This is a genomic window from Sphingomonas sp. Leaf28 (assembly GCF_001421685.1).
Lineage (GTDB): Bacteria > Pseudomonadota > Alphaproteobacteria > Sphingomonadales > Sphingomonadaceae > Sphingomonas > Sphingomonas aurantiaca.
The window spans coordinates 181,290-198,335 of record NZ_LMKX01000008.1 but is presented as its reverse complement, the minus strand read 5'-3'; the positions used below and the strand labels follow the sequence as shown (position 1 = coordinate 198,335).

General features: G+C 68.0%; 22 protein-coding genes. 15 read left to right on the top strand and 7 right to left on the bottom strand.

Annotated features, from left to right (window positions below):
• Positions 1-69: 69 nt before the first annotated feature.
• The 3 genes from ASE79_RS11355 to ASE79_RS11345 are packed head-to-tail and all read left to right on the top strand — an operon-like array spanning position 70 to position 1,633.
• Positions 70-741, top strand: coding sequence for an HAD-IA family hydrolase (locus ASE79_RS11355; RefSeq protein ID WP_056416331.1), 672 nt, complete (start codon positions 70-72; stop codon positions 739-741).
• Positions 738-956, top strand: coding sequence for a hypothetical protein (locus ASE79_RS11350; RefSeq protein WP_056416327.1), 219 nt, complete (start codon positions 738-740; stop codon positions 954-956). Before ASE79_RS11355 ends, ASE79_RS11350 begins: the two co-directional genes overlap by 4 nt.
• Entirely contained in the window at positions 953-1,633 is a 681-nt protein-coding gene (locus tag ASE79_RS11345) for an ATP12 family chaperone protein (RefSeq protein WP_056416323.1), read from the top strand. The genes ASE79_RS11350 and ASE79_RS11345 overlap by 4 nt, the downstream gene beginning before the upstream one ends.
• A gap of 123 nt (positions 1,634-1,756) precedes the next feature.
• Here the strand turns inward: ASE79_RS11345 and gmk are convergent, their stop codons facing one another.
• The 5 genes from gmk to ASE79_RS11320 all read right to left on the bottom strand — a co-directional run bounded on the left by gmk (position 1,757) and on the right by ASE79_RS11320 (position 5,216).
• Positions 1,757-2,407 carry a guanylate kinase gene (gmk, locus tag ASE79_RS11340; RefSeq protein ID WP_056416321.1) on the bottom strand — a complete coding sequence of 217 codons (651 nt, stop codon included), beginning with the start codon at positions 2,405-2,407 and terminating at the stop codon, positions 1,757-1,759.
• A 72-nt stretch (positions 2,408-2,479) separates the two neighbouring features.
• Positions 2,480-2,680: a hypothetical protein gene (locus ASE79_RS11335; protein WP_056052077.1), complete on the bottom strand. Its 201-nt coding sequence runs from the start codon at positions 2,678-2,680 to the stop codon at positions 2,480-2,482.
• Positions 2,677-2,889, bottom strand: coding sequence for a hypothetical protein (locus ASE79_RS11330; RefSeq protein WP_056019850.1), 213 nt, complete (start codon positions 2,887-2,889; stop codon positions 2,677-2,679). The genes ASE79_RS11335 and ASE79_RS11330 overlap by 4 nt, the downstream gene beginning before the upstream one ends.
• Positions 2,890-3,156: 267 nt before the next feature.
• Complete coding sequence (fumC, locus tag ASE79_RS11325; RefSeq protein WP_056416318.1) at positions 3,157-4,545, bottom strand: class II fumarate hydratase; 1,389 nt, start codon at positions 4,543-4,545, stop codon at positions 3,157-3,159.
• Positions 4,546-4,730: 185 nt separating this feature from the next.
• Positions 4,731-5,216 carry an SspB family protein gene (locus ASE79_RS11320; RefSeq protein WP_055873918.1) on the bottom strand — a complete coding sequence of 162 codons (486 nt, stop codon included), beginning with the start codon at positions 5,214-5,216 and terminating at the stop codon, positions 4,731-4,733.
• 71 nt (positions 5,217-5,287) lie between these two features.
• On the opposite strand from ASE79_RS11320, the gene hisB reads away from it, so the two are divergent.
• The 8 genes from hisB (at position 5,288) to ASE79_RS11280 (ending at position 11,050) form a co-directional block, all read left to right on the top strand.
• Complete coding sequence (gene hisB, locus ASE79_RS11315; RefSeq protein ID WP_056416315.1) at positions 5,288-5,875, top strand: imidazoleglycerol-phosphate dehydratase HisB; 588 nt, start codon at positions 5,288-5,290, stop codon at positions 5,873-5,875.
• 109 nt (positions 5,876-5,984) lie between these two features.
• On the top strand, positions 5,985-6,590 hold the full coding sequence (gene hisH, locus ASE79_RS11310; protein ID WP_056416312.1) for an imidazole glycerol phosphate synthase subunit HisH: 606 nt from the start codon (positions 5,985-5,987) through the stop codon (positions 6,588-6,590).
• On the top strand, positions 6,587-7,333 hold the full coding sequence (gene hisA / locus ASE79_RS11305) for a 1-(5-phosphoribosyl)-5-[(5-phosphoribosylamino)methylideneamino]imidazole-4-carboxamide isomerase (protein WP_056417230.1): 747 nt from the start codon (positions 6,587-6,589) through the stop codon (positions 7,331-7,333). Before hisH ends, hisA begins: the two co-directional genes overlap by 4 nt.
• A 244-nt stretch (positions 7,334-7,577) precedes the next feature.
• The gene (gene hisF / locus ASE79_RS11300; RefSeq protein ID WP_056416309.1) at positions 7,578-8,351 is read left to right on the top strand and encodes an imidazole glycerol phosphate synthase subunit HisF; all 774 of its coding nucleotides are present in this window, start codon (positions 7,578-7,580) and stop codon (positions 8,349-8,351) included.
• An 11-nt stretch (positions 8,352-8,362) separates the two neighbouring features.
• On the top strand, positions 8,363-8,545 hold the full coding sequence (locus ASE79_RS11295) for a hypothetical protein (RefSeq protein ID WP_234422771.1): 183 nt from the start codon (positions 8,363-8,365) through the stop codon (positions 8,543-8,545).
• Between the two features lie 32 nt (positions 8,546-8,577).
• A complete protein-coding gene (locus tag ASE79_RS11290) occupies positions 8,578-8,895 on the top strand; it encodes a phosphoribosyl-ATP diphosphatase (RefSeq protein ID WP_056416303.1) in 318 nt (105 codons plus the stop codon).
• Between the two features lie 115 nt (positions 8,896-9,010).
• Positions 9,011-9,388, top strand: coding sequence for a histidine triad nucleotide-binding protein (locus ASE79_RS11285; protein ID WP_056416301.1), 378 nt, complete (start codon positions 9,011-9,013; stop codon positions 9,386-9,388).
• 102 nt (positions 9,389-9,490) lie between these two features.
• Positions 9,491-11,050 carry an amino acid permease gene (locus ASE79_RS11280; RefSeq protein WP_056416299.1) on the top strand — a complete coding sequence of 520 codons (1,560 nt, stop codon included), beginning with the start codon at positions 9,491-9,493 and terminating at the stop codon, positions 11,048-11,050.
• Between the two features lie 144 nt (positions 11,051-11,194).
• On the opposite strand, the gene ASE79_RS11275 is transcribed toward ASE79_RS11280, so the two are convergent.
• Entirely contained in the window at positions 11,195-12,193 is a 999-nt protein-coding gene (locus ASE79_RS11275) for an adenosine kinase (protein WP_056416296.1), read from the bottom strand.
• 464 nt (positions 12,194-12,657) lie between these two features.
• Between ASE79_RS11275 and ASE79_RS11270 the strand changes: the two genes are divergently transcribed.
• Together ASE79_RS11270 and ASE79_RS11265 are read left to right on the top strand one after the other, a co-directional pair.
• Positions 12,658-13,347 (top strand): EI24 domain-containing protein, encoded by a 690-nt coding sequence (locus ASE79_RS11270; protein WP_056416292.1) that lies wholly within the window; start codon positions 12,658-12,660, stop codon positions 13,345-13,347.
• The gene (locus tag ASE79_RS11265) at positions 13,344-13,715 is read left to right on the top strand and encodes a hypothetical protein (protein ID WP_056416289.1); all 372 of its coding nucleotides are present in this window, start codon (positions 13,344-13,346) and stop codon (positions 13,713-13,715) included. Before ASE79_RS11270 ends, ASE79_RS11265 begins: the two co-directional genes overlap by 4 nt.
• 34 nt (positions 13,716-13,749) lie before the next feature.
• Here ASE79_RS11265 and queG read toward each other — a convergent pair whose 3' ends face one another.
• Positions 13,750-14,811: a tRNA epoxyqueuosine(34) reductase QueG gene (queG, locus tag ASE79_RS11260; protein ID WP_056416286.1), complete on the bottom strand. Its 1,062-nt coding sequence runs from the start codon at positions 14,809-14,811 to the stop codon at positions 13,750-13,752.
• A 44-nt stretch (positions 14,812-14,855) separates the two neighbouring features.
• On the opposite strand from queG, the gene ASE79_RS11255 reads away from it, so the two are divergent.
• On the top strand, positions 14,856-15,782 hold the full coding sequence (locus ASE79_RS11255; RefSeq protein WP_156359664.1) for an ABC transporter ATP-binding protein: 927 nt from the start codon (positions 14,856-14,858) through the stop codon (positions 15,780-15,782).
• Positions 15,779-17,014, top strand: a complete 1,236-nt coding sequence (locus ASE79_RS11250) for an ABC transporter permease (RefSeq protein WP_056416280.1) — start codon at positions 15,779-15,781, stop codon at positions 17,012-17,014. Before ASE79_RS11255 ends, ASE79_RS11250 begins: the two co-directional genes overlap by 4 nt.
• Positions 17,015-17,046 lie beyond the last annotated feature (32 nt).

Below are 17,046 nucleotides of genomic sequence, written 5' to 3'. Positions count from 1 at the left end.
CGCGTTCCGGTTTGGCGTTCCCTCGTTCGCCCGGCTGATCTACGAGGCGGGGATGCGTTGGAAAATCCCATGATCCGCCTTGCCGTGTTCGATTGCGACGGCACGCTCGTCGACAGCCAGGCGAATATCTGCGTCGCGTGCGAGCGGGCGTTCGAGAAGGCCGGGCTCGTCCCGCCGCCGCGCGGCGAAATTCGCCGGATCGTCGGGCTCAGTCTCGTCGAGGCGATGCAGGTGTTGCTGCCACAGGCCGACGATGGCCTGCACCGCGCGCTCGCCGCCGACTACAAGGCGGCGTTCCATGCGATGCGCGCGAGCGGCGAACTGGCCGACGAGCCGTTGTTCGACGGGATCGCCGACGTGCTGACGACGCTCGCCGACGACGGCTGGGTGCTCGGCGTCGCGACGGGCAAGTCGGACCGGGGACTCGCGCATATCCTTGCCGCGCATGGGATCACCGATCGGTTCGTGACGCTGCAGACCGCCGACCGCCATCCGTCGAAACCCGATCCGGCGATGCTGTTCGCGGCGATCGCCGAAGCGGGTGCGACCGCGGCGACCACCGCGATGATTGGCGATACGAGCTTCGACATGGCGATGGCGCGCGCGGCGCGAGTGCGCGCGGTCGGCGTCGCCTGGGGCTATCACGCGGTCCACGAACTGTCGGATGCGGGGGCGGACGTCGTCGCGACCGCGGTGCCCGAACTGCTGCACATGGTCGCGGATTCGAGGACGCGGCCATGACCGACGCCGAAAAGCTGGCGCAGCGGCGCTGGTTGGTGCTCGTCGTCGTGCGGATGGCGGGGGTCGCGGGCGCGTTGCTCGGGCTGATCCTGATCGCGCGCGCGCATGATATGGGGCCGAAGATCCTCGGGACGGCGATCGTGCTGTCGGCGATGGCGATGATCGCGACGGTGCCGCGCAGCCTGGCGCATCGCTGGCGGAGTCCACCCCAATGAAGCGGTTCTGGAAAGACGTGGCGATCGATGCGGATCGCGTGGTGACGCTCGATGGCAAGCCGGTGCGGACGCCCGGGCGGCGGCCGCTGGCGTTGCCGACCGCGGCGCTGGCCGAGGCGGTCGCGGAAGAATGGCGCAGCGTCGGCGAGACGATCGATCCGCGGACGATGCCGTTGACCGGCCTCGCCAATGCGGCGACCGATCCGATCGCGAACGATCCGACGCAGTTTGCCGCGCGACTGGCGGCGTATGGCGAGAGCGACCTGCTCTGCTACCGCGCCGACGGGCCGCCGTTGCTGGTCGAACGGCAGGCGGCGGCGTGGGATCCGCTGCTCGACTGGGCGCGCGGCCGGTATGACGTGACGTTCGCGGTGACTGCGGGGGTGATGCACGTCGCGCAACCCGACGCGACGATCGCGCGGCTGCACGAAGCGGTCGCGGCGTATGACGATTTCCGGCTGGCGGGACTGTCGCCGGTGGTGACGCTGACGGGATCGCTGGTGATCGGGTTGGCGCTGATCGAGGGCGAGATCGACGCGGATGCGGCCTGGGCGGCGGCGGGTCTCGACGAGGATTGGTCGATCGAGATGTGGGGCGAGGACTGGCAGGCGGCGGAGTTGCGCGAACTCAAGCGCAAGGAATTCGCGCGCGGCGTCGCGTTTCTGGGGATGCTCTAGCGGCTACTCGCCCAAATCGCCGTCACCCCAGCGAACGCTGGGGTATCCTGCTTGGCGAGCGCTGCGGCCCGAACAGGGAGATCCCAGCTTTCGCTGGGATGACGGATGGGGCTGCTATTCGCCTCAGCGGGTCAGGCGGCGGATGAAGCCGATCAGGCCGGTCTGGCGCGAACGCTTCAAGCGCTCCGCGGCGAGGATCGTCTTCACACCGCGGATGCAGCTGTCGACGTCGTCGTTGACCAGGACGTAATCATAGCCGTCCCAGTGGCTGACCTCGTTCGCGGCGCGCGACATGCGCGCGTCGATCACCTCGGTCGAGTCGGTACCGCGGCTGGTGAGGCGGCGGTGGAGTTCTTCCATCGAGGGCGGGAAGATGAAGACGCGGACGACGTCGCCGCCGGCGATCTGGAACAGCTGCTGCGCGCCCTGCCAGTCGATGTCGAACAGCACGTCCTTGCCCGCGGCGAGCATCTCCTCGACCTGCGCGCGTGGCGTGCCGTAGCGGTGGTTGAAGACATGCGCCCATTCGAGGAACTCGTCCTTCGCGACCATGTCGCGAAAGCCCTCGAGATCGGTGAAATTGTAATCCTTGCCGTCGACTTCGCCCGGGCGCATCGCGCGGGTCGTTACCGAGACCGACATCTCCAGCTCATGCTCGTCTGCGAGCAATCTGCGCGCGATCGTCGACTTGCCGGCGCCGGAAGGCGAGGACAGGACGAACAGGACTCCGCGGCGACGGAAACCATGCGGGTCGGACGGAAGTGTGTGGGGCATGCGCGCCCTTGCCGCGGACTGCGCATGGGCGTCAACCCATGCGCGGCCCGCTTGTGTCATTCTGACGGCGGATCAGTAGCCTGCCTTGCGCGCCTTGTTGCGGTCATACGCCTTCTTGGCCGCATAGCCGCCGCCGAGGATCATGCCGAGCGGACCCATGCGGCGCATCAGCCCCATCGCGACCACGCCCTTGACCGCGCCCGATGCGCCGCCCGAACCGTCGCGACGGCCCATTTCGCGGCCAACCAATGCACTGATGATACGTCCGATCATGACTTAACCTCTCCGAAAACCTGGTCCTTGAGTTCCGCTGCACCGCGCAGCACCGCCCAGCCGATCGCGTAGGTCACGGCCAGCGGCACGACGATCTTGAGTACGTTGGCGGTGATCGCACCGATGATCGCGCCGTCCGCATTGCCGTCGTCGCCGCTCAGCGAATCGATGCCTGCGCCGATCAGCGCGCCTATGGTCGTTGCGCCCACGTAATTTCTCCTTCGCGTGTGGCGGGTTAGCGCGCGAAGGGCGTTTGGGTTCCCCGCCTCACCACCATCCGTCATCCTGACGAACGCCAGGACCCAGAGCCACGATCGTCTCGCTGAGTAACCCTGGATCCTGACTTTCGTCAGGATGACGGTGGGGGGGTGTACACACCACCCGTCATCCTGGACTTGATCCAGGATCCAGAGTTACGACGCGCGACGCTTATGGCTCTGGGTCCTGACTTCCGTCAGGATGACGGGGTGGGGCGGTTAGCGGCCGAGCATCGACTCGGGGCGCACCACCCGTTCGAAGGTCTCGGCATCGACCAGCCCGAGCGCGAGGCCCGCTTCCTTCAGCGTCAGTCCTTCGGCATGCGCGTGCTTGGCGATCTTCGCGGCGGCGTCGTAACCGATCTCGGGGGCGAGCGCGGTGACCAGCATCAGCGAACGGTCGAGCAGGTCGGCGATGCGGTCGCGATTGGGCTCGATGCCGTCGACGCAGCGTGTCGCGAATCCTTCCATCGCGGTCGCGAGCAGGTCGATCGAGCGCAGGACGTTCGCGCCGATCAGCGGCTTGAAGACGTTCAACTCGAGATGGCCCTGCATCCCGCCGACCGTCGCCGCGACATGGTTGCCCATCACCTGGCCGGCGACCATCGTCAGCATCTCGCACTGGGTGGGGTTGACCTTGCCCGGCATGATCGAACTGCCGGGCTCGTTCGCGGGCAGGTCGATCTCGCCAAATCCGCAGCGCGGGCCGCTACCCAGCAGGCGGATGTCGTTGGCGATCTTCGTCAGCGCGACCGCCAGCGTGTTGAACGTGCCCGACAGATGGACGAGCGGATCGTTCGAGGCGAGCGCCTCGAACTTGTTGCGTGCGCTGACGAACGGCAGGCCGGTGATCGTCGCCACTTCGCCTGCGAACGCGTCGCCGAAACCGGCGGGCGCGTTGAGGCCGGTGCCGACCGCGGTGCCGCCCTGCGCGAGGATGACCATGCCGTGGCTGATCGCGGGCTCGATCCGGTGGCGGCAGCGATAGAGCTGGTTGGCATAACCGGAGAATTCCTGGCCGAGCGTCAGCGGCGTCGCGTCCTGAAGGTGCGTGCGGCCGATCTTGACGATGTCGTCCCAGGCCTTGGCCTTCGCGTCGAGCGCGGCGTGGAGCCGGTCGAGCGCGGGGATCAGCCGCTGCGTCGTGGCGAGCGCGGCGGCGATGTGGAGCGCGGTCGGAAAGCTGTCGTTCGACGACTGGCTCATGTTGACGTGATCATTGGGGTGAACCGGCGACTTGCCGCCGCGCGTACCGGTGAGGACCTCGTTGGCGCGGCCGGCGATGACCTCGTTGACGTTCATGTTCGACTGCGTGCCGCTGCCGGTCTGCCAGATGACCAGCGGGAACTGGTCGTCGAGCGTGCCGTCGATGACTTCCTGCGCGGCTGATTCGATCGCGTCGGCGATGGTGGCGTCGAGGCCGTGGGACCGGTTCACGCGGGCGGCGGCCTGTTTGACGAGCGCCAATGCGTGGACGATCTCGATCGGCATGCGTTCGCGGGTGCCGAACGGGAAGTTCTCGACCGATCGCTCGGTCTGCGCGCCCCAATAGGCGTCGGCGGGGACTTCGATCGGGCCGATCGAGTCGGTTTCTGTGCGGGTGGTCATGGGGAGAGAACCTTCCGGGGCTTGCGTGGGTCCCTCGCCCCTTCGGGGAGAGGGAGGGAGGAGCCGCAGGCGACGGAAGGGAGAGGGGATTTGTCGAAGGTGCACGGAGCCTCATGCCCCTCACCCTTCCCACCGCAAGCGCGGCGGGCCCCTTCCCTCTCCCCTGAAGGGAGAGGGAGAAACGGTCACTTCTTCCGCTTGAAATCCACCGCGACGACGTTCGAGCCGTCTTCGATCGGCACCGCGGTGGGGCCGTCATTCTCGGGTTCGTCATGCTCGCCGAGCGCCTCGTCGGCGCCCTCCTGCGCCTGGAAGCGCAGTTCGAAGCTGACCGCGGGATCCTGGAACGCGGTGATCGCCGAATAGGGGATCACCAGCTTCGACGGGACCTGGTTGAAGCTGAGGCCGATCGAGAAGCGCGTATCGTCGACGACGAGGTCCCAATAGCGGTTCTGCATGACGATCGTCATCTCGTCCGGGAAACGCTCGATCAGCCGCTTGGGGATGTCGACTCCCGGCGCCTGCGTCTTGAAGGTGATATAGAAATGATGCTCGCCGGGAAGCCCACCGGCCTCCGACACGGAGCCGAGCACGCGGCCGACCACGGCACGCAGGGCTTCTTGCACGATCTCGTCGTACGGAATCAGGCTATCGGGCAGTCCATCGCTCATTCCCTCTGGGTAGCGGTATTCGGATGCCGGTCAAGATTGCATGCGTCGTGGCGCACGTTATGGGAGGTGGCATGCGCACCGCCACGATTTCCCGCTCCACCGCCGAGACGGCGATCGACGTCACCATAAACCTCGACGGGACCGGCGTTTACGACGTCGAGACCGGGGTTGGTTTCTTCGATCACATGCTCGAACAGCTCTCGCGCCATTCGCTGATCGACCTGACCGTCCGCACCAAGGGCGACCTCCACATCGACGAGCATCACACCGTCGAGGATACCGGTATCGCGATCGGCCAGGCATTCGCGCAGGCACTCGGCGACAAGCGCGGGATCACGCGGTACGGCGATGCGCTGTCGCCGATGGACGAGACTCTCACGCGGGTGGCGCTCGATATTTCGGGGCGGCCCTGGCTCGTGTGGAAGGACCTGTTCTCGCAGACGCGGCTCGGCACGATGGATACCGAGATGTTCGAGCATTTCTTCCACAGCTTCGCGCAGGCCGCGGGTATCACGCTGCACGTCGAGACGCTGTACGGCACCAACAATCACCATATCGCCGAGGCCGCGTTCAAGGGCGTCGCGCGCGCGCTGCGCACCGCGATCGAGATCGACCCGCGCAAGGCCGACGCGATCCCGTCGACCAAGGGGATACTGTAATGCTCCCCTCCCGCTTGCGGGAGGGGTCGGGGGAGGGCCTGGCCGCGATCGGCGAGGTTGCGGCCAGGCCATCCCCTCCCCTAACCCCTCCCGCAAGCGGGAGGGGAATGTGAGTCTCGCGCTGATCGATTACGGCGCAGGCAATCTCCATTCGGTCGAGAACGCGCTGCGCACCGCGGGCTGTAGCGACCTGATCGTTACCGCCGACGCGGACGTCGTCGCGAAGGCCGACCGGATCGTGCTGCCCGGCGTCGGGGCTTATGGCGCGTGCGCCGCCGCGTTGCGCGCGGTGCCCGGCATGGTCGAGGCGCTGAACCGACGCGTGCGCTACGAGGGCGCGCCGTTCCTCGGCATCTGCGTCGGCATGCAGCTGATGGCCGAGGCGGGCGAGGAAATGGGGACGCATGCCGGGCTCGGCTGGGTCTCGGGGCGCGTGCGACGGCTCGAGCCGGGCAGCAGCGACGCGAAGGTGCCGCACATGGGCTGGAACGACGTCGTGCCGGCGTGCGCGCATCCGCTGATCGAGCCGGGCGAGGCGTATTTCCTGCACAGCTTTGCTTTTGAGGGCGCCGACGTGCTCGCAACCACCGAGCATGCCGGCGCGGTCACCGCGGCGATCGGTCGCGGCACGATGATCGGCGTGCAATTTCATCCTGAGAAGAGCCAGCGCTACGGCCTGGCCTTGCTCGAACGTTTCCTGGAGTGGCGGCCATAAATACCCCTGCGAGCCTCATCATCTTCCCCGCGATCGACCTCAAGGCCGGGCAAGTCGTCCGCCTCGCCGAGGGCGATATGGACCGCGCGACCGTCTATGGCGACGATCCCGCCGCGCAGGCGATGCTCTTTGCCGATGCCGGTGCCGAGCATCTGCACGTCGTCGATCTCGACGGCGCGTTTGCCGGTGCCTCGGTCAATGGCGACGCGGTGCGCGCGATCGTCGCGCAGTTTCCGGGGCATGTGCAACTCGGCGGCGGCATCCGCACGCGTGCCAATGTCGAGGGCTGGTTCGATCTGGGCGTGTCGCGAGTCGTGATCGGCACCGCCGCGCTCGAGGATCCCGACTTCGTGCGCGGCGTGGCGAAGGATTTCCCTGGCGGCATCGTCGTCGCGGTCGATGCGAAGGACGGCATGGTCGCGACCAAGGGCTGGGCCGACGTCTCGACCACGAGCGCGGTCGATCTTGCGCGGCGGTTCGAGGATGCGGGGGTGGCGTCGTTGCTGTTCACCGATGTGGGGCGCGACGGGATGCTCAAGGGCTGCAACGTCGAGGCGACGGTCGACCTCGCGCGCTCGGTCGACATTCCGGTGATCGCGAGCGGCGGGGTCAAGGGAATCGCCGAGATCCACGTCCTCGCGCTGCATGTTCGCGACGGGGTCGAGGGCGTGATTACCGGGCGGGCGCTGTACGACGGCCGGCTCGATCTCGCGGCGGCCTTGAGCGTGGCGAAGGCCGCATGAGGATTCACGCGGAGACGCGGAGACGCGGAGATAGTGAGGATTTTTCGCGCAGAGGCGCAGAGAGCGCGGAGGTAGTGCGCGGCAGCATTCATCTTTTTGCTACCGGCGTCGGTATCCTGCAGGCTTCGCTGCTCCCCCTCTTCTCTGCGGTCTCTGCGCCTCTGCGCGAAAAAGCCTTCTTAGCGGCTCCGCCGCGTCTCCGCGTCTCCGCGTCTCCGCGTGACCATTTTCTTCGGGCAGGCGCATGACGGTCCGCGCCAGAGTCATCCCCTGCCTCGACGTCGCCGACGGCCGCGTCGTGAAGGGCGTGAACTTCGTCGAGCTGCGCGACGCCGGCGATCCGGTCGAGCAGGCGCGCGCCTATGACGCGGCCGGGGCGGACGAATTGTGCTTCCTCGATATCGGCGCGAGCCACGAGGGCCGCGGCACGATCCTCGACGTCGTGCGGCGGACGGCGGCGGTGTGTTTCATGCCGCTGACGGTCGGCGGCGGCGTGCGCACCGCGGACGACGCGCGCGCGCTGTTGCTCGCGGGCGCGGACAAGGTCGCGGTCAATTCCGCTGCGGTCGAGCGGCCCGAACTCGTCGCCGACATCGCCGAGCGCTTCGGCAGCCAGTGCTGCGTCGCGAGCGTAGACGCGCGGCGGTCGGGCGAAGGCTGGGAGGTGTTTACGCATGGCGGCAGGCGGGCGACCGGGATCGACGCGATTGTGCATGCCTTGAAACTCGCGGAACTGGGGGCTGGCGAGCTGCTCGTCACCTCGATGGACCGCGACGGGACTCGGAGCGGTTACGACCTCGACCTGATCCGGGCGATTTCGGACCGGGTCGGCGTGCCCGTGGTCGCTAGCGGCGGCGTGGGCGGGCTCGACGATCTGGTCGCGGGGATTCGTGACGGGCATGCGAGCGCGGTGCTGGCGGCATCGATCTTCCACTTCGGCCAGGCGTCGATCGGGGACGCGCATGCGGCGCTGGCGGCGGCGGGGATCCCGGTTCGCACGCCGGTTCGTACGGCCTGACGCGCGTGCCGGTGCTCACCGTCCTTGCGGTCGAGTCCGGGCATAGCGGCGTCGCGCATCCCCCCACCGGGCTGGCGCTGTCGGACGTCGCGTTGTTCGTGTTCGCGGCGACCGGGGTCTGGCTGGTCCGGCGCGCGTTGCGCAAGCGGTTCGCGAAGACCAGGCCGCCCGGGGGCACGCTCAAGAAGGATTGACCCGCCTGCCGCGCTGCGTCAGCACGCCGCGCATGGACCCCGTATTCGACCGCCTCGAGGCGACCATCCGCGCACGTCGCGATGCGCCCGCCGACACCAGCTACACCGCGAGCCTGTTCGCCAAGGGCCGCCCCAAGATCGCGCAGAAGCTCGGCGAGGAAGCCGTCGAGACGGTGATCGCCGCGTGCTCGGGCGACGAGGCGAGCATCGTGCCCGAGGCGGCGGACCTGATGTTCCACTTGGCGGTGCTGCTCGCGGATGCGGGGTTGAGCCTGGACGACGTGCGCGCGGAGCTGGAGCGGCGCGAGGGCGTCGGCGGGCTGGTCGAAAAGGCTGCTCGGGCGGGATGACCTGCTCCCCTTCCGCTTGCGGGAGGGGTCGGGGGAGGGCATGACGATCACGCTCCGCCGGGATCGGGACGGCAAGCCCCTCCCCTAACCCCTCCCGCAAGCGGAAGGGGGATTTATGCCGATCGACGCCACCCAACCTTACGACGACCAGAACATCTTCGCCAAGATCCTGCGCGGCGAGATCCCGTCCAAGCGCGTCTACGAAGACGACTTCGCGATCGCGTTCCACGACATCAACCCGCAGGCGCCCACGCACCTGCTCGTGATCCCCAAGGGCGCCTACGTCTCGTGGGACGATTTTTCCGCGCGCGCGCCGGACGCCGAGATCGCCGGTTTCATCCGGGCGGTGGGTGCGGTCGCGCGTTCCGCGGGGCTGGTCGAGCCGGGCTATCGGCTGCTCGCGAACATCGGCCAGGACGGTCACCAGGAAGTGCCGCATCTGCATGTTCATGTCTTTGCCGGACGCCCGCTCGGGCCGATGCTCGCGCGATAGGCCAGCTTGGCCGCACTAAAGCGTTGCACGTAATAAAATTGCCATTAGGCTCGCCGCTTTATTGAACGACCGCGCCGCCGGGGGGCGGCCAAGGGAGAATTGATGGCCACTCGACCCGCAATGGGTCTGCTGTCGCGTATGACGCTCCGCAAGACGGTGGAGCAGGTACAGCGCGAGACGCAGACCAGCGAACTCAAGCGCACGCTCGGTGCCTGGAACCTGGTGTTCCTCGGCATCGGCTGCATCATCGGCGCGGGCATCTTCGTGCGGACCGGCAATGCCGCCGCGCTGCATGCCGGCCCCGCGGTGCTCCTCTCGTTCCTCGTCGCAGGCATCGTCTGCGCGCTCGCCGGGCTTTGCTATGCCGAGCTGTCGTCGACGCTGCCCGTCTCCGGATCGGCCTATACCTATAGCTACACGACCATCGGCGAGTTCGCCGCATGGATCATGGGCGCGCTGCTGCTGCTCGAATACGGGCTGGCAGCCTCGGTCGTCGCGGTCGGCTGGGCGGGCTATGTCGTCAGCCTGCTGGGCGATTACGGCGTCGTCATCCCGGTCGAGCTGACCGGCCCGACCGGCCATCACGTCCAGAAGGCCGGCGTCGACATCCTCGTCAACGGCGCACCGGTCGAATATCTGTTCAACCTGCCCGCCTTCCTGATCTGCATCGCGCTGTCGTGCCTGCTGGTGGTCGGCGTGTCGGAGAGCGCGAAGGTCAACAACGTGATCGTCGCGATCAAGATGACCGTGATCATCGCGTTCATCCTGATCTGCGGCTGGTTCGTGATCCAGCATTACGACACGCTGAAGCAGAACTGGGACCCGTTCATCCCGCCCTCGACCGGCGACAAGGGCGAATTCGGCTGGGGCGGCGTGTTCCGCGCGGCCTCGATCGTGTTCTTCGCCTATATCGGTTTCGAGGCGGTCTCGACCGCGGGCCAGGAGGCCAAGGACCCGAAGAAGGACATGCCGGTTGGCATCATCGGCAGCCTCGTCGTCTGCACGATCCTGTATATCCTCGTCTCGATCGTGATGACGCTGATCGTGAACTACAAGGAACTGAACGTTCCCGATCCGGTCGCGGTCGCGGTCGACGCGCTGGGCCCGCAATGGGCGTGGTTCGCGCAGATCATCAAGGCGGGCGCGATCATCGGCCTGACCTCGGTCGTGCTGGTGCTGATGTACGGCCAGACGCGTATCTTCTACACCATGGCGCGCGACGGCCTGCTGCCGCGCGTGTTCGCGACCGTCCACAAGAAGTTCAAGACGCCGTGGGTCAACACGCTGGCCGTGGGGATCATCACCGCGTTCGCGGCCGGGTTCTTCGACATCAACGTGCTCGGCGACATGACCTCGGTCGGTACGCTCGCCGCGTTCGCGATCGTCTGCCTGTCGGTAATCTGGCTGCGGCGCACGCATCCGGAGATTCCGCGCGGCTTCAAGGTGCCGCTCTATCCGGTGCTGCCGGCGCTCGGCATCGTCGCGTGCGGCGCGCTGATCCTGACGGTCGAGTGGCGCGTGCTGGTTTTCTTCTTCTGGTACACGCTCGCCGCGATCGCGATGTATTTCGCGTACGGGATGCGCAACAGCCGGCTCTATCACGGGCTGGACGACGAAGCGGGCCCCGAAATGGGCGAATATGTCGGACCGACCCACCACTGATCCTGGGTGATCTAGGACGCAAAAAGGGCCGCGGGAGGAAACTCCCGCGGCCCTTTTTTTGTGTCCGGGCCTGCGCACCGTAACGGCGGCGGTCCCCCTCCCTGATCTTCCCCCGCCAAGGGGAGGATTGAGGGGGCCTTGGGCTCAGCCGATATACTTGGCGGCGAGCGCCTTCATGTCGACCATCGGGCGCGCGCCGACATGGCTGATGATCTCGGCTGCGCAGACCGCACCCAGCTTCAGCGAGGCGTTCAGGTCGTAGCCCTGCGCCTGGCCGTGGAGGAAGCCCGCGGCGAACAGGTCGCCCGCGCCGGTCGTGTCGACGACCTTGGCGATCGGCTCGGCCTTGACCTCGGCGCGCGTGCCGTTCTGGAGCGCGCAGGCGCCATGCTCGCCGCGCGTGACGACCAGCGTCGGCACCTGTGCCGAGATCTTGGCGACCGCGGCGTCGAAATCCTCGGTCTCGGCGAGTGCTGCCAGTTCGCTCTCGTTGGCGAACAGGATGTCGATCAGCCCGTCGCTGAGCAGCTGGCGGAAATCGCCGCCGTGGCGCGAGATGCAGAACACGTCGCTGAGCGTGAAGGCGACCTTGCGGCCTGCCCCGCGGGCGCAATCGATCGCGGCGCGCATCGCGGCGCGCGGCTCTTCGGGATCCCAGAGATAGCCCTCGAGATACAGGATCGCGCTGTCGGCGATCATCGCCGTGTCGATCGCCGCGGCGGGGAGGAACTGGCCTGCACCGAGAAAGGTGTTCATCGTCCGCTGGCCATCGGGCGTCACGAAGATGAGGCAGCGGCCGGTGGTCGGGTCGCCCGCGCGGACCGGGGTGGCGAACTCGATGCCGATGCTGCGGACGTCATGCGCGAAGACCTGGCCGAGCTGGTCGTCGGCGACCTGGCCGATGAACCCGCACTTGCCGCCGAGCGCGGCGACGCCGGCGACCGTGTTGGCCGCCGAGCCGCCCGAAATCTCCATGCCGGGGCCCATCTTGGCGTAGAGCGCGTCGGCTTCCTCCGACGAGAACATCAGCTGCATCGAGCCCTTGGCGACGCCGATCTCGGCGATGAACGCATCGTCGGCGGTGGCAAGGATGTCGACGATGGCATTGCCGATCGCGACCACGTCGTAGGTGGGGGTGCTCAAGGGGAGTCTCCGGGCGGTATGGGAAAGCCTATGCCGTAAATGGCGGGGGGGATTGGTGCAACTGGTGTGGAGGGATGGGGGCAGTGCCCTCCGCCGACACGCGATGCCACGCAATCGGATCTGCACCACCCCGGCGAAGGCCGGGGCCCAATTGGGGAACGATCATGGCGACGGGCATCGCTCCGTCACGACGACCTTTCCAATTGGGCCCCGGCCTTCGCCGGGGTGGTGGCCCTGAGGGGATTTCCGTAATTTCGTGAGCTTCGCAGGCAGGTGGTGACGATGCAGCAGCATCCTGCTTTCTCTTCTGTTCCCTCGCGAACGCGGGGGGCCAGGGTCTCGGGCGGTGTGCGTGGTTTAGCTGGGCCCCCGCGTCCGCGGGGGAACTGTAGGGTCGGACGCCCGGAGCCGCATGACGGCAGCCTCGCGTTGACGTCGCGCGCCCCTCGCGCCATCCCCGCATCATGATCCGCGCCCTCCTCCTCTCGCTCGGCCAGCTCACCGATCCGCCGGTCCTGCGCGTGTTCGTGAAGTCGATGCTCGTCACGCTGCTCGTCTTCGCGTTGCTCGGAATTGCGACATGGTGGGGAACGCAGGCGGCGTTGGCGGCGTGGCTTGGCTGGCACACCGACGGGCTCGCCGCGGCGTTTGCGCTGTTCGTCACGATCCTCGCGCTGTGGCTGTTGTTTCGCGCGGTCGCGATCGCGGTCGTCGGGATCTTTGCGGACGAGGTCGTCGAAGCGGTCGAGGCGCGGCATTATCCCGAGGCGTTGCGGACCGCGCGCCCCGTCGCCTTCGCGCGCAGCCTTGCGATGGGATTGCGCTCGGCGGCGCGCGTCGTGCTGGTCAACCTGCTGATGTTGCCCGTCTATATCGCGTTGCTCGTCACCGGGGTCGGCACCGCCGCGGCGTTCTTCCTCGTCAATGGCTGGCTGCTCGGGCGCGATCTGGGGGACATGGTGGCGGCGCGGCACATGGATGCGGCGGCAATGCGGGGCTGGCGTGCGACGACGAAGGGCGGGCGGTTCGTGCTGGGGCTTGCGAACACCGGGCTGTTCGTGGTTCCGATCCTCAACATCGCCGCCCCGGTTCTGGGCGCGGCGATGGCGACGCATTATTTCCACACCCGAAATTTCCGCAAAGGCCGAGCATGACGCGATTGACGATGACGGGACTGGCGCTCGCACTCGGCGCCGGGCTGGCGGGGTGCGCCGCACCGGTGGCCAAGCCCGCGGTCGGACGGCCCGCTATCCCCTATACGAGCGTCGGGCTGGAGCGCGTGCTGGGCCAGGACGCCGCGGGGCTGACCCGGCTGTTCGGCCAGCCCGATGCCGACGTCCGCGAAGGCAGCGCGCGCAAACTCCAGTTCCAGAGCGGGATCTGCGTGCTCGACGCGTATCTCTATCCCAAGGGATCCGACGCCCCCCGCGTCACCTATCTCGACGCGCGCGAACTCGACGGCAGCACGATCGATCGCGCAAGCTGCGTCGCCGCGCTGACCCGGCGCGAGGGCGGGAAATAGGCCTCGGCCGCCGGCGATCCCGTAGCAGCGAAGGTTAGGACGGCGCGCCGAGACGGGACAGCGCCCAGTCCGCGGCGTCGCGCACCACCGGGTTTTCGTCTGCCAGCAGATCCTGCACGAGCGGGGCTAGGCGTGGGTCGCCGCTGTTGCCCGCGGCGATCAGCGCGTTGCGGATCATGCGGTCGCGGCCGATGCGTTTGATCGGGGAGCCGGCGAAGACCTGACGGAAGCCGGCGTCGTCGAGCGCGAGGATGTCCGCCAGCTCCGGCGCAACGAGTTCGGCGCGAGGGTGGAAGGCTAGGTTCGCGTTGGCGGCGGCGGCGAACTTGTTCCAGGGGCACACGGCCAGGCAGTCGTCGCAGCCATAGATCCGGTTGCCGATCGCGGCGCGGAATTCGTGCGGGATCGGCCCGGCATGCTCGATCGTGAGATAGGATATGCAGCGGCGGGCATCGAGCTGGAACGGCGCGGGAAATGCGTCGGTCGGGCAAGCGCCCAGGCAGGCGGTGCAGGTGCCGCAGGTGTCGACGCCGCCCTTGTCCGGGTCCAGATCGAGCGTGGTGTAGATCGCGCCGAGGAACAGCCAGCTGCCATGATCGCGGCTGACGAGGTTGGTGTGCTTGCCCTGCCAGCCAAGCCCGGCGGCTTCGGCGAGCGGCTTTTCCATGACCGGCGCGGTGTCGACGAACACCTTCAGATCGAACGGGGGCAGGTCGCGTCCCGCTTCCGCCGCCAGCCAGCGCCCGAGCGCCTTCAACTGGCGCTTCACGACGTCGTGATAGTCGGGGCCCTGCGCATAGACCGAGATGCGCCCTACCCCGCCCTCGTCCGCAAAGCGCAGCGGGTCGTCCTTGGGCGCATAGCTCATGCCGAGCGCGATGACGCTACGCACCTCGGGCCAGAGGCCGGCGGGGCTTTCGCGGTGGTGCTTGCGCTCCTCCATCCAGATCATGTCACCGTGGCGGCCGTCGGCAAGCCATTGGTGGAGCCGTTCGCCCGCGCGCGGCGCGGCATCCGCGCGCGCGATTCCGCAGGCGGCAAAACCCAATTCGGCCGCTTTGGCCTTCAGTCGGTGTTCCAGCTTGTCTTGCGCCACGTCCGCCCGCTACCACGAGGCCAGCCTCGAGAGGAAGATTGCGCGTGAACGATGAATGGGCGGTCACCGCCAGCGGAATCGTGAAGCGGTTCGGCGACCGGCGCGTGGTCGATGGCGTCGACATGATGGTGCCGCGCGGCTCGGTGTACGGCGTGCTCGGGCCCAACGGCGCGGGCAAGACGACGACGCTGCGGATGCTGCTGGGGATCATCGAGCCCGACGCCGGATCGCGCACATTGCTCGGCTACGACAATCCGCGGGATGCGAGCGACCGGGTCGGCTATCTGCCCGAGGAACGCGGGCTGTATCCGGCGATGAAGGCGCGCGAGGCGATCGCGTTTCTGGGGGCGCTGCGCGGACTCGACTGGAAGACCGGGCGCGAGCGCGCGGTGGTGCTGATGGAGGCCGCCGGGCTCGGCCATGCGGTCGACGAGAAGATCCGCAAGCTGTCGAAGGGCATGGCGCAGCTGGTGCAGCTGCTCGGCTCGGTCGTGCATCGGCCCGATCTGCTCGTGCTCGACGAACCGTTTTCGGGGCTCGATCCGGTCAACCAGGAACGGCTCGAGGCGCTGATCCTGGCCGAGCGCGACCGCGGCGCGACGATCCTGTTCTCGACGCATATCATGAGCCATGCCGAGCGGCTGTGCGACCGGCTGGCGATCATCGCCGGCGGCAAGCGCCGGTTCGAGGGGACGGTGGCGGACGCACGCGGGATCCTGCCGCAGCGGGTCCATTATACCCCGCACCGGCCCGACCCGGCGATCCGCGGCGTGCTGCCTACGGATGCGGTGGCGGACGGGGACAGCTGGCGGTTCGAGCTGCCGGACGAGGGGATCGAGAGCTTGCTCGTCCGGCTGATCGACGCGGGGTATGGGATTTCGGGGCTGTCGATCGAGCGGCCCGGCCTGCACGAGGCGTTCGTCCGGATCGTCGGCCAGCATGGCGACGTCGCCAAGGAGGAGGCTGCATGAGCCGTTTTCGCCGGACTCTCCGCCAGACCTTCACGATCGCGCGGCGCGATTTCATCGCCACGGTGTTCACGCCGATCTTCCTGCTGTTCCTGTTCGCGCCGGTGATCATGGGATCGTTCGGTGCGATCGGCGGGATGGGCGCGGCCAGCGTCAGCGGCGGCGCGCAGGACAAGACCCGGATCATCGCGATCGTCCCCGCCGGGACCGCGCGCCCGATCGTGCAGGCCGACACGGGCCTGCGCGCGATGTTCCGCGACGAAGAAGCACCGCCCGCGCTGACCACGGTCGCACCCGCCGCCGATCCGGCCGCGCAGGCGCGCGCCGCGTTCGAGACGAAGGACGTCGATGCGTCGGCGGTGCTCTACGGCCCGCTCGACGCGCCGCACATCCTGTACGGGCCGCGCGGGCGGCGCTCGGCGGATTATCTGGGCGTGCTCGCGCAGACGACGCTGGCGGCGCAGAATCTGGGCGGCGCGCTGCCGGCGATTGCCGCGACCAAGACGCCGGTCACGCGCTCGACCACGTCGGTCGGGGGCCAGCACCAGTCCGCGTTCTTCGCGGTGTTCGGGATCTTCTTCCTGACGCTGTTCCTGTCGGGCCAGGTCGTCGGCACGATGGCCGAGGAGCGCAACAACAAGGTGATCGAGGTGCTCGCCGCCGCGGTGCCGCTCGAATCGGTGTTCTTCGGCAAGCTGATCGGGATGTTCGGCGTCGCGGTGCTGTTCGTCGCGTTCTGGGGGACGGTCGTCAGCCAGATCACGACGCTGATGCCGGCGGGCGCGGCGGCGGCGCTGGGCGACCTGACGCCTGCAGTCGGCGGACCGACGTTCGCGCTGTTGTTCGCCGCCTATTTCAGCATGGCGTATCTGCTGCTCGGCTCGGTGTTCCTCGGCGTCGGCGCGCAGGCCTCGACGATGCGCGAGATCCAGATGCTGTCGCTGCCGATCACGATCCTGCAAGTCGCGATGTTCGGGCTGTCGTCGGCCGCGGTCTCGCGTCCCGGCAGCTGGATCGCGACCGCTGCCGAGCTGTTCCCGCTGTCGTCGCCGTTCGCGATGGCCGGGCGCGCGGCGAACTCGCCCGAGCTGTGGCCGCATGTCGCGGCGCTCGCGTGGCAGGCGCTGTGGGTGACGATCTTCATCACGGTGGGCGCGCGGCTGTTCCGGCGCGGCGTGCTGCAATCGGGGAGCGCGCGGCCGTTCTGGCGGCGCAAGGCCAAGGCGACCGCGTAGGGCGACTCAATCCTCCCCGGCCGGGGGGAGGA

Bases quoted from the DNA above. Each gene is read 5' to 3' on its own strand.
- ASE79_RS11345 (WP_056416323.1), top strand. From the start codon at position 953: ATGAAGCGGTTCTGGAAAGACGTGGCGATCGATGCGGATCGCGTGGTG.
- fumC (WP_056416318.1), bottom strand. From the start codon at position 4,545: ATGACCACCCGCACAGAAACCGACTCGATCGGCCCGATCGAAGTCCCC.
- ASE79_RS11285 (WP_056416301.1), top strand. From the start codon at position 9,011: ATGCCGATCGACGCCACCCAACCTTACGACGACCAGAACATCTTCGCC.
- ASE79_RS11350 (WP_056416327.1), top strand. From the start codon at position 738: ATGACCGACGCCGAAAAGCTGGCGCAGCGGCGCTGGTTGGTGCTCGTC.
- gmk (WP_056416321.1), bottom strand. From the start codon at position 2,407: ATGCCCCACACACTTCCGTCCGACCCGCATGGTTTCCGTCGCCGCGGA.
- ASE79_RS11335 (WP_056052077.1), bottom strand. From the start codon at position 2,680: ATGATCGGACGTATCATCAGTGCATTGGTTGGCCGCGAAATGGGCCGT.
- ASE79_RS11250 (WP_056416280.1), top strand. From the start codon at position 15,779: ATGAGCCGTTTTCGCCGGACTCTCCGCCAGACCTTCACGATCGCGCGG.
- ASE79_RS11270 (WP_056416292.1), top strand. From the start codon at position 12,658: ATGATCCGCGCCCTCCTCCTCTCGCTCGGCCAGCTCACCGATCCGCCG.
- ASE79_RS11265 (WP_056416289.1), top strand. From the start codon at position 13,344: ATGACGCGATTGACGATGACGGGACTGGCGCTCGCACTCGGCGCCGGG.
- hisF (WP_056416309.1), top strand. From the start codon at position 7,578: ATGACGGTCCGCGCCAGAGTCATCCCCTGCCTCGACGTCGCCGACGGC.
- hisB (WP_056416315.1), top strand. From the start codon at position 5,288: ATGCGCACCGCCACGATTTCCCGCTCCACCGCCGAGACGGCGATCGAC.
- ASE79_RS11355 (WP_056416331.1), top strand. From the start codon at position 70: ATGATCCGCCTTGCCGTGTTCGATTGCGACGGCACGCTCGTCGACAGC.
- ASE79_RS11320 (WP_055873918.1), bottom strand. From the start codon at position 5,216: ATGAGCGATGGACTGCCCGATAGCCTGATTCCGTACGACGAGATCGTG.
- ASE79_RS11280 (WP_056416299.1), top strand. From the start codon at position 9,491: ATGGCCACTCGACCCGCAATGGGTCTGCTGTCGCGTATGACGCTCCGC.
- ASE79_RS11290 (WP_056416303.1), top strand. From the start codon at position 8,578: ATGGACCCCGTATTCGACCGCCTCGAGGCGACCATCCGCGCACGTCGC.